This is a genomic window from Sphaerisporangium flaviroseum (assembly GCF_039537005.1).
Classification (GTDB): Bacteria; Actinomycetota; Actinomycetes; order Streptosporangiales; family Streptosporangiaceae; genus Sphaerisporangium; species Sphaerisporangium flaviroseum.
The window spans coordinates 128,278-141,296 of record NZ_BAAAZR010000002.1; the positions used below are offsets into that span (position 1 = coordinate 128,278).

General features: G+C 69.2%; 10 protein-coding genes. 6 read left to right on the top strand and 4 right to left on the bottom strand.

What is annotated here, in order from left to right:
* Positions 1-291: 291 nt before the first annotated feature.
* The 3 genes from rfbH to ABD810_RS06885 all read left to right on the top strand — a co-directional run bounded on the left by rfbH (position 292) and on the right by ABD810_RS06885 (position 4,231).
* Positions 292-1,638: a lipopolysaccharide biosynthesis protein RfbH gene (gene rfbH / locus ABD810_RS06875; protein ID WP_344935717.1), complete on the top strand. Its 1,347-nt coding sequence runs from the start codon at positions 292-294 to the stop codon at positions 1,636-1,638.
* A 93-nt stretch (positions 1,639-1,731) separates the two neighbouring features.
* Positions 1,732-3,069 carry a nucleotide disphospho-sugar-binding domain-containing protein gene (locus ABD810_RS06880; protein ID WP_344935720.1) on the top strand — a complete coding sequence of 446 codons (1,338 nt, stop codon included), beginning with the start codon at positions 1,732-1,734 and terminating at the stop codon, positions 3,067-3,069.
* 34 nt (positions 3,070-3,103) lie between these two features.
* Positions 3,104-4,231 (top strand): glucose-1-phosphate thymidylyltransferase, encoded by a 1,128-nt coding sequence (locus tag ABD810_RS06885; RefSeq protein WP_344937530.1) that lies wholly within the window; start codon positions 3,104-3,106, stop codon positions 4,229-4,231.
* A gap of 164 nt (positions 4,232-4,395) precedes the next feature.
* On the opposite strand, the gene ABD810_RS06890 is transcribed toward ABD810_RS06885, so the two are convergent.
* Positions 4,396-4,968, bottom strand: a complete 573-nt coding sequence (locus tag ABD810_RS06890) for a dihydrofolate reductase family protein (protein WP_344935722.1) — start codon at positions 4,966-4,968, stop codon at positions 4,396-4,398.
* A gap of 265 nt (positions 4,969-5,233) precedes the next feature.
* A complete protein-coding gene (locus ABD810_RS06895; RefSeq protein WP_344935724.1) occupies positions 5,234-6,619 on the bottom strand; it encodes an FAD-binding oxidoreductase in 1,386 nt (461 codons plus the stop codon).
* A gap of 305 nt (positions 6,620-6,924) precedes the next feature.
* On the opposite strand from ABD810_RS06895, the gene ABD810_RS06900 reads away from it, so the two are divergent.
* The 3 genes from ABD810_RS06900 (at position 6,925) to ABD810_RS06910 (ending at position 10,268) form a co-directional block, all read left to right on the top strand.
* On the top strand, positions 6,925-7,755 hold the full coding sequence (locus tag ABD810_RS06900) for an SAM-dependent methyltransferase (protein WP_344935727.1): 831 nt from the start codon (positions 6,925-6,927) through the stop codon (positions 7,753-7,755).
* 91 nt (positions 7,756-7,846) lie between these two features.
* Positions 7,847-9,379 carry a class I SAM-dependent methyltransferase gene (locus ABD810_RS06905; RefSeq protein WP_344935729.1) on the top strand — a complete coding sequence of 511 codons (1,533 nt, stop codon included), beginning with the start codon at positions 7,847-7,849 and terminating at the stop codon, positions 9,377-9,379.
* A gap of 55 nt (positions 9,380-9,434) precedes the next feature.
* Positions 9,435-10,268 carry an SAM-dependent methyltransferase gene (locus tag ABD810_RS06910; protein WP_344935731.1) on the top strand — a complete coding sequence of 278 codons (834 nt, stop codon included), beginning with the start codon at positions 9,435-9,437 and terminating at the stop codon, positions 10,266-10,268.
* A gap of 312 nt (positions 10,269-10,580) precedes the next feature.
* On the opposite strand, the gene ABD810_RS06915 is transcribed toward ABD810_RS06910, so the two are convergent.
* Positions 10,581-12,014: an extracellular solute-binding protein gene (locus tag ABD810_RS06915; protein ID WP_344935734.1), complete on the bottom strand. Its 1,434-nt coding sequence runs from the start codon at positions 12,012-12,014 to the stop codon at positions 10,581-10,583.
* 314 nt (positions 12,015-12,328) lie between these two features.
* Complete coding sequence (locus ABD810_RS06920) at positions 12,329-12,793, bottom strand: SRPBCC family protein (protein WP_344935737.1); 465 nt, start codon at positions 12,791-12,793, stop codon at positions 12,329-12,331.
* Positions 12,794-13,019 lie beyond the last annotated feature (226 nt).

Here is a 13,019-nt window from a genome sequence, read left to right on the forward strand (position 1 = left end):
GGGCGTAACAGCGTGTGCATCACCAGGTCTCCTTCCTCGCCTCACCGCACTTCAGGAGATGCGGCGCGGAGGGACCGGAGACGATCCTGTGGTGGTGTGACCGGAGAGGGTGCTCTTCTGTTCTCCGGCTCGGACACCGCCGGATCGTTCTCGCGTCCGGCCCGATCCGGGCCATGAGCGGTCCGCGTGCCGCGGCAGGGAGTCCACCGGCACCGTCGTCCCGGAAGCACGAGCACCGGCATGTCTGGAAGACCATCGAGCGCTGTCGACCCGACGACTGAGGGACCGGAGATGAATGACCACAAGGCACGAGTCCTCGAAGAGGTCCGCAGGTACCACCAGGACATCCAGGCCGAGGCGGAGTTCGTCCCAGGCGTCACCGAGATCTGGCCGACCGGCGCGGTGCACGACGTGGAAGACCGGGTGGCGCTCGTCGAGGCGGCCATGGAGCTGCGTGTCGCGGCCGGGCAGAAGGCCCGCAAGTTCGAGTCGGTGTTCGCGCGCAAGCTGAAGCGGCGCAAGGCGCTCCTGACCACCTCGGGCTCCTCGGCCAACCTGCTGGCCGTCTCCGCCCTCACCTCGCACCGGTTGCAGGAGGTGCGGCTGCGCCCCGGCGACGAGGTGATCACCGTCGCGGCGGCCTTCCCGACCACGGTCAACCCGATCCTGCAGAACGGCCTCGTGCCGGTGTTCGTGGACGTCGAGCTCGGTACCTACAACCCCACCGTCGACATGGTGGCGCAGGCCATCGGGCCGAAGACCCGGGCGATCATGCTGGCCCACACGGTCGGCAACCCCTTCGAGGTCGCCGCGATGGCCGAGCTCGCCGCCGAGCACGAGCTGTTCCTCATCGAGGACAACTGCGACGCCGTGGGCTCGAAGTACGACGGCGAGCCGACCGGCACGTTCGGCGACATGACGACCGTGAGCTTCTACCCGGCGCACCACATGACGATGGGCGAGGGCGGCTGCGTCCTCACCTCGAACCTGCTGTTCGCGCGCATCGTGGAGTCGCTGCGCGACTGGGGCCGTGACTGCTGGTGCGAGCCAGGCGAGAGCAACACCTGCCTCAAGCGCTTCAGCTACCAGATGGGCACGCTGCCCGCCGGCTACGACCACAAGTACATCTACTCCCACGTCGGGTACAACCTGAAGGCCACCGAGCTGCAGGCCGCCCTCGGCCTCAGCCAGCTCGAGAAGCTCGACGACTTCTGCGCGGCGCGGCGGCGCAACTGGCGGCGGCTGCGCGAGGGCCTCGACGGCGTGCCGTACCTGCTGCTGCCCGAGGCGACGCCGCGCAGTGACCCGAGCTGGTACGGCTTCGTCATCACGTTGGACCCGGAGGCGCCGTTCACCACCGCCGAACTGGTGGACTTCCTGGAGAACCGGAAGATCGGCACCCGCCGCCTGTTCGGGGGCAACCTGATCCGTCACCCCGCCTACGCCGACCAGCCGTACCGCGTGGTCGGAGAGCTGACCAACACCGACATCATCACCACCCAGACCTTCCACGTCGGGGTCTACCCGGGGCTGACGGACGAGATGATCGATTACGTCGTCGCCTCGATCAAGGAGTTCGTGGAAGTACGCGGGATGAACGTCACCGGGAGCGCCTCGCTCGCCGTCTCCTCGGTCTGACCGGCTTCCGCACCACCCGAGGCGGACGGGCCTCGGACCGCCCGACCCGCGACCGCAACCCCACGAGAGATGCCACGTTCCAAGGAGATCGCAATGCGAGTCATGTTAACCGTTTGGCCTCATATGGCCCACCTGTACCCGGTGGTCCCGTACGCCCAGGCGCTGCAGAACGCGGGGCACGAGGTCTGCGTGGCTTGCCCTCCCGGTACCGCCGAGCACATCACCGCCGCGGGCCTGACCGCGGTCGTCTGCGGCGACCCGGCGCCCAAGTCGCTGGAGAGCTGGTCGAGACCCGATCTCGTGACGGACATGGAAGAGATGGAGCGCCTGGCGAAGGTGCTGGAGATCGACCCCGCCGAGCGCGACCACTGGGACGTGTACTACCAGTTCCTGCTCATCGGGGTGCGGTTCCACCTCCCGCCGGAGCCGAGCGAGGACAACGTGAGCCTCATCGAGTTCGCGCGGAGCTGGCAGCCGGACCTGGTGCTCTGGGACCCGTGGTTCCCCGCGGGCGCGGTGGCGGCGCGTGCCTGCGGCGCGGCGCACGCGCGGATGCTCATGGCCCCCGACTACAGCGGCTGGGCGTTCGAGAGGTTCGTCGAGCACAACGGCCGGGCCGGTGTCACCCCGGAGGACAACCCGGTGGCGGCGGCGATGCGGCCGCTGGCCGAGCGGTACGGCATCGAGGTCGACGACGAGATGCTGGTCGGGCAGTGGACCATCGACCCGATGCCGCGCGAGATGCGCCTGTCCGCCGACATCTCCTCGATGCCCGTCCGGTGGATTCCCTACAACGGCGGGGCCGAGAAGCCGGAGTGGCTGTACGCGCGGCCGGAGAAGCCGCGCGTGGCCCTGTCGCTGGGCGTCTCGACCCGTGCCTACAACAAGGGCGAGTGGCGCACCCCCAAGATCCTGGAGGCCGTGGCCGACCTCGACATCGAGCTGGTCGCCACGCTGAACGCCGACCAGCTTGAGGGACTGCCCCCGATCCCCGGCAACGTCCGCACGGTCGACTACGTGCCGCTCGTCCAGCTCCTGCCGACCTGCTCGGCGAGCATCAACCACGGTTCGAGCGGCACCTTCTGGGCCTCGCTGGTCAACAAGCTGCCGCAGCTCGTCACCGACACCGACGAGCCGCAGCGCAGGATCGTCACCGGGCAGGGAGCCGACACCGAGTTCTCGATCCCCCAGAGGCACATCCTGTCGCCGATCGCCGCCGAGTACGTCACCAAGCACGGGGCGGGCATGCGCCTGAACCACCAGACCCAGTCGGCCGAGGAGATCCGGGCGCAGATCGTCAGGGTGCTGGAAGAGCCGTCCTTCAAGGCGGGCGCGACGGCACTGTACGACGAGTGGCAGGCCAAGCCCGAGCCCGCCGGCATAGTCCAGGACCTGGAGAAGCGGACCGCCCAGCACCGGCGGCGTGGCTGAGCCGGGCCATGCCTTCCCGACGAGAGGGACGGTGATGAAGGCTCTTATCCTGTCAGGCGGGTCCGGCACCCGCCTGCGTCCTTTCAGCTACTCGATGCCGAAGCAACTCATCCCGATCGCCAACAAGCCGGTGCTCGAGTACGTGCTCGAGAACGTGCGCGACCTCGGCGTGCGGGAGGTCGGCGTCATCGTCGGGGACCGGGCGCCCGACATCGCCGATGTCATCGGCGACGGCGCCCGCTTCGGCCTGCGCGTCACCTACCTTCCGCAGGACCGCCCGCTCGGCCTCGCGCACTGCGTGACGCTCGCGCGCTCGTTCCTCGGCGACGACGACTTCGTGATGTACCTCGGCGACAACATGCTTCCCGACGGGGTCGGCGAGATCGCCGCGGAGTTCCGGGCCCTGCGCCCGGCCGCGCAGGTCGTGGTGCGCAGGGTCGCGGACCCGCGGGCCTTCGGCGTGGTGGAGCTGGACGAGCGGGGCGCCGTGCGGCGGCTGGTGGAGAAGCCCCGCCGGCCGCGCAGCGACCTCGCCATGCTCGGGGTCTACTTCTTCACCGCCGCCATCCACGAGGCCGTGGCCGCCATCGAGCCGAGCCCCCGCGGCGAGCTGGAGATCACCGACGCGGTCCAGTGGCTGCTCGGCCACGGCGCCGAGGTCAGGGCCAGCGAGTACGCAGGCTACTGGAAGGACACAGGGCAGGCCGAGGACGTCCTCGCGTGCAACCGCCACATGCTCGCCGGGCTGCGTCCCGCCGTCGGGGGAGAGGTGGACGCCGCGAGCTGGGTGGAGGGCCAGGTCGTCATCGAGCCGGGGGCCCGGGTGGTGCGCTCCCGCATCGAGGGCCCGGCCATCATCGGCGCGGGCACCGTGGTCGAGGACAGCTACGTCGGGCCGTACACCTCCATCGGGGACGACTGCACGCTGCGTCGTACCCACCTCGCGGACTCGATCGTGCTCCGCGGCGCGCTGATCTCGGAGGTCTCCGGCCTGCTCGGCTCGCTGATCGGCCGCTCGGCGGTCGTCGGCCCGGCGAGCCCTGGCGAGGCGAGCCACTGCATGGTGGTCGGCGACCACACCCGGGTGGAGATCGCCGCCCTGGGCGCCCGGCCTCCGACGCTGGCGGCCACGGCCACCTCCGCCGCGATGGCGGGCATCTGACCCGCACTCCTCGCCACGACCAAAAGCGCCAGGGCTTCCTTCAGGGAAGTCCTGGCGCCGTCGTTCGGGTGCGGCTACGCGCCGCCGGCAGGGGACACGCGTCGGTTCAGCGTCTTCGCGAGCCGCCCGTCATCGGGCTGACACATGCCCCCGCCTGCTCACCGCTACTTGGCGGATTCCTTTTCCTTCTCGGCCGGCTTGAAGCGGAGGATGGTGATGCCCGTGCTCAGGGTCTTCGCCTCCAGGAGCTCCAGAGGCGCGTTGGTGCCCTCCAGGGCCAGCAGGCCGCCGCCGCCCTTCGGCTTGCCCACCAGGATCGGGTGGACCCAGATTTGGAGCTCGTCGAGGAGCCCCTCGTCGAGCAGCGAGTACGCGAGCCGGCCGACGCCGTAGATCAGGATGTCCTTCTTGTACTTCTTCTTGAGCTTGGACACCTCCTCCGCGACGTTCTTGCTGATGATCGTGACCGGGCCCCATTCGGCCTTCTTGAGGGTCGTCGAGACGACGTACTTCGGCAGGGTGTTCATCTTGGTCGCGAAGCCGTCCTCGTCGGGCATGTTGGGCCATGCCTCGGCGAAGCCTTCGTAGGTCTCCCGCCCCAGTAAAAGGGCACCGGTCCCTTCGACCTGGTTGCCGGCGTACTCGCCGGCCTCATCGTTGAAGTACGGCATCGACCATTCGGGATTATCGATCACCCCGTCCAGGGATGCGTATACTACTGCGACTACTTTACTCAACGGAACCTCCTATTGTTTGTTGTCAATAGCCTATCCGACCAAAAACAGTACCGAAAGTCAACGCCGATGATGCGCTCCTGTGGGGATTCATGTCCGCCTCGGCCGCTTTCTGCCGATTATGCAGCGGATTGGCGAAGACGCCCATCGATCGCAGCGTTCCGGCGATCGATATGCGCCGGCATCCGGCGTCGAAAATGATTTTAGAGCACATCTTCCAGGGGTAATACCTGTACGCCGCTCATGCCTTTCCACTGGTTTCCGGCGCTCAGCCGGCCGCCGACGCGTTGGGCGAGATGTCATCACGGAACAGGCCGGAGGGGTCGACTCGCGCGCGGACCCGGTCGGCGGCGACCATCTGCTCGTGGCCGAGATGGCCCTGGGGCTGCTCGTAGCCCTCCACGAAGCTGGGCGCGGTCCGGCCGGTGTCCCAGGGGGAGAGCGCCTGGCGGATGACCGCGCAGTGGCGTGCGATCTCATCGACGGAGGCCGGGCCGTCGACCACTCCCGCGCCCGAGTAGGCGTAGTGGGCATCGAAGTGGTCGAGCGCGCCGCCGGCGGGGTTCGGGACGGAGTACGCGCCGCCGAGCTGCCGCAGTCCCGCCGCGATCAACGGCGAACCGGAGCCCTCGCCGGTCACCCGCAGGAACTCCGCGGCGCCTTCGTCCCCGATCTCGTCGAGCAGCATGTGGTCGCCGTGGATGGCGATGGGATCGGAAGGATCCATGTGAGCCTCCAGCACGGCGGACGGCGTGGTCGACTGCCAGGTGTCGAGCACCGGCTCGGCCACGGCCCGCAGCGGGCCGAGCAGGGCCTCCGCGTGCCGCTGGACGGCGGGCAGGTCGTCCTCGGTCTCGCCGAGCACCACACCGTCCACGCACAGTACCGGCCCGCCCGTGAGTGCGGCCGGGATTTCGGGGATCGGCGGCAGGTTCATCACGCGCACCGAGGTCGTGACCTCCCAGGGCGCGTCCAGGGTCCACCGGCGCCAGGTCGACAGCAGCCGCGCGGCCTCGGCGAACGTCCAGAACGCCGCTCCGGTGATCACTCTGGCGGCGGGGAACAGCCCGATCTCGATGGCCGTGACGACGCCGAAGCCCCCGCCTCCGCCGCGCAGCGCCCAGAACAGCTCCGGGTCGGAAGTGGCGTCCACCCTGCGCAGCTCGCCGTCGGCGGTCACGAGCTCGATCGCCCGTACGCTGTTGGAGGCGACCCCGACCTTCCTGCCGTAGAAGCTCATCCCGCCGCGCAGCAGGTAGCCGACGACGCCCACGGTCTCGGCCGAGCCGTGCGGCGCGGTCAGGCCGTAGGGTGCCGTGGCCGCGACCACCGCGCCCCACGGTGTTCCGGCGGGGACGCGCGCGACGCGGCGTGCCTCGTCGACGTCGACGCCGCCCTCCATCCGGGTGCGGATAAGCACGGCGTCGTGCATGGGACGGGCCGTGGGAGAGCCGTGCCCGGTCGTGTGCACCCGGACCGACAGCCGATGCGACTCCGCGTAGCGGATCGCCGCTCGTATCTCCTGGACGTTGCGCGCGGTCACCGCGGCCGCGGGCCTGGCCGGCGCGGCGAGGTTGAAGACCTGTGTCGCGCTCTCGAACGCCTCGTCTCCGGGCAGCGCGATTTGCGTATCCCGCTCGTCGACTGTGGTCATGAGTGACGTGCCTCCAGCTCGGCGGTGGGTGCGGTAACACGGTGGACAACGGTCGTGCTCTCACGTTGGGCCGTGTGCCAGCCTCACACGGGGCCACCGGCCGCGGCATCTCCTCGATTGCGGTGTCGTCCCGCGCCGTGACGGGATGCGGGGATCGGCGTGACGGCCCTGGCAGGACGGCACTTTCGGAGATGTGGCCAGGGCGTCCTGCGCTCACCATGAGTTGCAGGTGTTCCCGGCGGGCCCCAGCCGGCCGCGTCAACCCGCCCACAGTCATATGGCCGCTCGATGGGAGCGACGTGTTCATGGGGAATGAAGTCATAAGTCCGGCCGACGTCGGAAAGCACTACGACGAGCAGTCGCCCATCGGAGATGAGCTCCGCGACGGCCAGCTGCACATGTGGTACTGGTACGACGAGGATGACGGTGCCCCACTCACGGAGGCCGTCCACAGGATCAGCCGCAAGGTCACCGGCACGATGGGCCTTCGCGCCGGCGAGCACGTCCTGGACGCGGGGTGCGGGCCGGGGGCCACCGCCGTCTATCTCGCCGACACCTTCGGCGTCCAGGTCACCGGGATCACGGTGAGCGCATTCGAGCTGAAGAAGGCGAAGAGCAGGGCCGCTGCCGCCGGCGTGAGCGACATGGTGCGCTTCCAGTACGGGGACTACACCGAACTCACCTACCCGGACGAGTCGTTCGACGCCGTGCTCGCCCTCGAATCGCTGCAGAACGCCCCCGATCCGCGACAGGTGTTCAAGGAGTTCTTCCGGGTGCTCCGCCCCGGCGGCCGGGTGTCGTTCTCCGATTTCAGCCTCGAATCCTCTTCCGATCCGCAGAGGGTCGCCAAGTTCATGGCGAGCCTGAAACTGCACACGCTGCCCACGCTGGCCGAATGGCTCGACCACGCGCGCAGCGCCGGTTTCGAGATCGAGGAGTACACGCAGTGCGGCCCGCGGGTGTTCGGCAGGAAGGCCAAATACCTCAAGGCCGCGATGGGCCGCCGCCAGGAGGTCGCCACCAAGTTCGGCGAGGACGCCGTCGCGGGATTCTCCCAGTCGCACCTGGGCTTCTTCGCGCCCAGGAAGCACCAGATCGGGTACGTGATCGTCTCCGCCCGCAAACCTCGCCGTTGACAGGGCACGCCGTCCCGCGAATCGGTCGTCCGGCGGGCGGGCGGGGCGACGCCGGCCAGGCGGCCACATCCCATCATGAAAGGACGCGCACATGAGTGTTTCCACGGCCCATTCCACGGTGGCCGAACTGGTCAGGTCGTTCACCGACGCGGACCCCGGCCGCGCAGGAGCGGAGTACGGGCCGCTGGTCAAGGCGTTGTGGAACGACGGCGCCCTGACCGGCCTCGCCCTGCCCGCGGTGCCCGAGCTCGTGGCGCAGCTGGCCGAGGTCGACGACGAGCGGAAGGGACACCTGGTCGTCCTGCTCGGCCTGCTGGCCGAGGCGGAGTACCCGGCGGCAGGCGAGGTCACCGCCGCCGTCCGGGAAGGGCTCGACCTGTACCTCGACCTGTGGAGCCGCAGCCCGAACGGGGAGCCGCTGTCGACGGCACTGGCCTACCTGGTGGCGCACTTCCCCGACGACCGTGACCGTATCCTCGCCGTCGCGGCGGGGCGGGAGCTCGACGCGGACGACCTGACCCGCCTGGAGCGCGCCCTCGACCGGCTGGACCCCGACAACCCGGTCCTCGGAAGGGTCTTCCCCTCCCCGGCCGTGTGGGCGCTGATGGACGGCGACGAGCGGGAGTTCGACCAGAGCTGGATCAGGGCGCTCCCGGCGGAGCAGATCCAGTCGAACTGGGAGAAGGACACGCGGACGGTGCTGGCGCACGCGGGCGCGAAGGCGTACTGGGCGGTGTGCAACGGGACGCCGGCCCCCGTGGTCACCGGTTCTGTACCTCCCCGCGATGCGAACGAGCCGCTGCCCGGCCTCGACGTGGAGGCGTTCGGCCGGCACGCGGACGCGTTCCGCTGCCCGAGCTGCCACGCCGGGCTGGACTTCGCCTCCGAGGGCATCCGGTGCACCGGATGCTCGACGGAGTACGCGGTCGCAGGTGGCATCCTCAACCTTCTGGAAGGCGCCGAGAGGAACGGCGACGACTTCCTCTACAGGCTCGCCGAGATGCCGAGCATGGGGCTGTTCTACGAGGCGTACGCCCGGCCCAACTTCCTGCGGATCGCCGGCGGCAACTGGGGCGGCCAGGTGACGCCCGCCGACGAGAAGAGCTACATCCTGGAGCACGTGCGTCCGGTCGCGGGACCGGTGCTCGACCTCGCGGCCGGCGCCGGCACCTGGACGGCCATGCTGACCGAGGCGGTCGGCGCCGAGCGCGTGATCGCGCTCGACATGTACCCGCCCATGCTCTCGGCGCTGCGCAGGAAGCTGGTGGAGGTGCCGGCCGTCATGGCCAGCGCGGCCGTCCTGCCCTTCGACGACGCGAGCCTCGGCGCGGTGATCTGCTGGAACGCCCTGCAGGCGTTCCCCGACCACGCCGCGGCGGCGATCGCCGAAGTGGGCCGGTGCCTGCGGCCTGGCGGCACCTTCACGCTGCTGACCTTCAACATGGCCGAGGACCCCATCGCCCGTTACTTCCAGGCCTCGCACTACTTCCCCGGCCACCAGGAGGGGATGCAGCTCTTCGAGCCCGGCGACATCAAGCGGTGGCTGACCGACGCGGGGCTGGTGGTGCACGAGGAGTCCCGGCCCGGCACCTTCATCATCATCACGGCCCAGCGGCCGGAATGAGGGCGGCGCGCCCGGCGCGCCGCGAGACATCTAGTCGATCAGTAATGGAGCCGACATGACCACCGACCAGGCTTCTCCCAGCTCCGCTGGGACCGCCGAGTACTACGACATCTCCAACCTCATCCTCATCGAGGTGTGGGACGAGAACTTCCACCAGGGGTACTGGCACTCCGAGGATGACGAGAGCTCCAACCGGGTCGCCGCCGAGCGGATGACCGATCTGCTCATCGAGAAGTCCGAGCTCGGCCAGGGAGGCCGGGTGCTCGACATCGGATGCGGCATCGGCACCTCCGCCTTCCGGCTGGCCGAGGCGACGCCGGCCGAGATCGTCGGCATCTCCAACAACCAGGCCCAGATCGACGAGGCGAACCGCCGGGCGGCCGAGAAGGGTGTGGCCGACCGCGTCTCCTTCGCCTACGCCGACGCCCTGGACCTGCCGTACGCCGACGACTCCTTCGACGTCGTGTGGGTGTTCGAGTCGCTGATGCACATGAACCGGCTGCTCACCCTGCGCGAGATCGGCCGCGTGCTCCGGCCGGGCGGCCGGGTCGTCCTGACCGACCAGCTGCGGACCGGCCCGATGAGCGAGGAAGACGACAGGTCCGTACGCAGCTTCATGGAGCAGATGCAGGCCAGCCCCCTGCTCGACCTGGACGGCTACCGGGCGCTGGTCGCCGAGTCCGGGCTGGAGCTGGTGGAGCTGCTCGACATCAGCAAGCACACCAAGAAGACCACTCACCGCGTGATCGCCGCCATCGACGAGCGCTGGGACGAGCTGGTGGCGCGGTACGGCGAGGAGATCGCCCCGCTGCTCGAGGTCTTCCGGTCCCCTGTGGGGCTGGTGCCGCAGCTCGGCTATCTCATCGCGGTGGCCCGCAAGGCGAGCTGACGGCACGCCGTCGGACACCTGATCGGCGAGTCAGAGGGAGATCGGGCGGTCACGGGGGAGACCCCGGGGCCGCCCGTCTGCGTTGTCCGGGGTCAAGGGTGACAGGGGGTCACGACGGCGGGCCGTCACGGCATCGACGGCCCGCCGTTCACGTCCTTTGAGGCTCACGGCATCGGCGGGCCGTCCAGGTCCTTGGGACCTCGCCGGGGCCGGACACCGTGGCGACGGCCGGCGCCGTCGTGGCGGATGTTCCCAGAGACGGGTACGGCCACCCGCCGGCCGGAGCCGGCGGGTGGCCGTAAAGAGACTGGGTCAGCCGTTGAGCTTGACGACCTTCTCCAGGTCGGCGGCGGAGTAGTCGCGTCCCGCCGCGGCCTCCGCGAAGTGCTCCACCCTGAGGCTGGTAGGCCTGCTGAGCCCGCCGTCGAGGCGGTCCGCGTGGTAGTCGTCCAGGAGCATCTGCGCCTCGATGGTGGCCTCGGCGAACCGTGCGACCGGGTCGACGCCGCGGGACAGCACGTCCCCCATCGCACGTGTCATGACGTCCTGGTTCCCGGCGAAGTCGCCGAACAGCGCCCCCTCCGAGATCGGCACGCCGCTCACGCGGTCACGCTTCCGGTACGCGCGGGAGGGGAACTTGTTGACATGGTCGCTGGCCACCCGGTGGTAGGGGTGCTGCTCGAACCAGCCCTCCTCCTCCAGCAGGTCGAACGAGGCCTGGGTGAGGGGCATGAAGCTGTTGGCCTTGTGCCGGTCGGCGGCGTTGCGCGGGTTGTGCATCCACATCAGGAAGGCCAGCGCCCCGTCCTGGGCGGCGTCGTCGAGACCGTTGGCCATCCACAGCGAGGTGCCCGCGACCGCGTTGCCGACGTAGGGGACGTGGCCGTTGAACGGGAACACCCCCACCTTGATGCCGAACCCGTTCATCTTGGCGGCCTGCACCATGTAGTTCACGTCGTTGGAGGAGGAGATCCTGATCGCGACCTGCTGGTCCGCGAACGCCTTGAGGGTGCCGGCCCAGTCCGGGATCTTGCCGGTGTACAGGTAGTGGCCCTTGGCGTGGAGCTGCCGCCACCAGTCGACCCAGGTCAGCATCTCCGGCGAGGAGAGGTCGGCGACGGTCGCCCGGCCGGTCCTGCCGTTGTGGTTGTTCACCAACAGCCCGCCCTGCGAGGCCAGGGCCTGCTGGAAGAACAGGCCGTGGTTGGACCAGGTGATGGCGTGGGACGGGCCGTTCGGGATCTTGGCGACGGCGTCGCAGACGGCCTCGACCTCGTCCCAGGTCTGCGGCAGCTCCTCCACTCCGGCGGCCCGCAGCAGGTCGGTGTTGGCGAAGAGCAGGCTCGTCGTGCCGACGGTCGGGATGGAGGTGAGGTCGCCTTCGTAGGTGTAGTAGTCGCGCAGCGCCGGGATGATGTCATCGATCACGACCGGCTCACCGAGGATCTCGGTGCGGCCGTTGATGGCCTTCTCGATCGAGGTGAACAGCGGCTCGCCGTTCGGCGCGATCGCGTCGCGGGCCGCCTGCCCGACGTAGAAGTAGTACTCGGCGATGGCGGGAGCCCGCCCCTCCGCGGCGGCCTGCGCGACCTCCAGCGGGAAATGCCAGAAGTTCTTCCCATGCACCTTGATCTCGTACTCGGGATGCCTTCTGTTGAATTCCGCGGCCTGATCGTGCCACCGGTCCATCCAGCCCGGAAAGGTGAGGTCGGGTACCCAGACATCGACGACGATTTTGCTCTTCACTCGATTCCTCCTGCTTTCAGGGCATGGCGTCCCGATCGTTCACGCGTGCGCGAATCGGTCCCTCGCGTTCATCGCCGACAAGTGAGCGGCTGGACCGTTCGGCAGATAGCCCAGGGCGGCACCCGAGTAAGATCATCGGGAAACACGGTTTCATCTTGAATGATTTCCTCCGCGCGAGGCGGACGCATCTTCGCGATTGCTCTGTTCCACGCCGGGCGGGAGGGCGACACCGAAAAGGGCAGGACCGGCACCGCCGGTCCTGCCCTTTCCCGCTCGTCGCTGGGGGTCCTCGCCGTCCGCGTCCGCCTGGTGGCTCAGGCCTTCGCCAGGTGCTGGACGAGGGCGTCCAGGAAGCCGCCCCAGCCCGCCTCGGCCTCCTCGACCTTGTCCTCGGGGGTACCGGTCTGGCTGAACACCATCTCGGTCTTGCCTCCGAGGTCGGTGAAGGTGATGACCACCAGCTCGTCGGCGGCCACCTCGGCCGCCTTGGCCTTGGCCTCGGCCTCGGGGTCGGCGGCGTCGAGGAAGGCGAACACCAGCTTCTCGGGCTCCGTGACCTCGGTGTAGATCCCGAGGAAGGGGTACTCGGCGCTGCCGTCGTCGGCGACCATGGTGGCCTTCCAGATGCCGCCGGGCCTGACGTCCATGGACACCGTGTCCACCGGCGTCGTGAATCCCTCGCCTCCCCACCACGCGGCGAAGCGCTCGGGCTCGGTCCAGGTCTTCCACACCGTCTCGCGTGACGCGTCGAAGGTGCGACTGATCGCGATGTCGCTCATCGTGCCGTCCTTTCCGGATCTGCCGGGAGGGGTCAGAGCCACCCTCCCAGAACCGTTGGTTCCGCTCCAGTTACGTGGTGCACATCTTTGAGCGGCCCACCCGCACCGGCACCCGGTGGGCACGTCCTCCGCCGGGCCGTACGCGCGCGCACGCTCGCCGGTTCCCGCGATGGCGAGATGCCCACCGATCCGAGCCTTTCATCGGTTGCGGCCCGTGTCTTCTTCC